This is a genomic window from Psychrobacter sp. CAL346-MNA-CIBAN-0220, from assembly GCF_040309805.1.
In the GTDB taxonomy this organism is placed as follows: Bacteria; Pseudomonadota; Gammaproteobacteria; order Pseudomonadales; family Moraxellaceae; genus Psychrobacter.
This window is the reverse complement of sequence record NZ_JBEOPF010000056.1, coordinates 1-358: the sequence shown is the minus strand read 5'-3', so window position 1 is coordinate 358 and position 358 is coordinate 1. Positions and strand designations below refer to the sequence as shown.

General features: G+C 35.8%; 1 protein-coding gene. It reads left to right on the top strand.

All coding sequences use genetic code 11. The annotated features are described in order from the left end of the window. Positions 1–358, top strand: a 358-nt coding sequence (locus AAEY88_RS12675) for a hypothetical protein (RefSeq protein WP_350562950.1), incomplete at both ends; no start/stop codon positions are given.

Below are 358 nucleotides of genomic sequence, written 5' to 3'. Positions count from 1 at the left end.
ATTAGATACTCTATATCAGATGTTCTTATTGGCTTGTCATGAGCAAAACCACTCACTTGCTTTTGAGAGGTTGCCAGCTATTTTGAGTTTAGAGTTCGGGCTGGGTGTTGAGGAAAAACTAGAAAACAATGAATTTATATTTCTAAGATATGGCACAACAATATTTAGACCATATTTTTTACAGCCGCTTCTTTTTGAAGATGATTTACCTTATTTGGAAGCCCTGCTGACGAACCAAGAGTACAAAGCTCGTTACGAATACTTTTATAATCTAGCTGGTTTTGATGGTGACATCATATGGCAGTGCATAGAAGCAGAATATAAGGGAGAAACAACCTTTTTTGAATATCTTCATAAG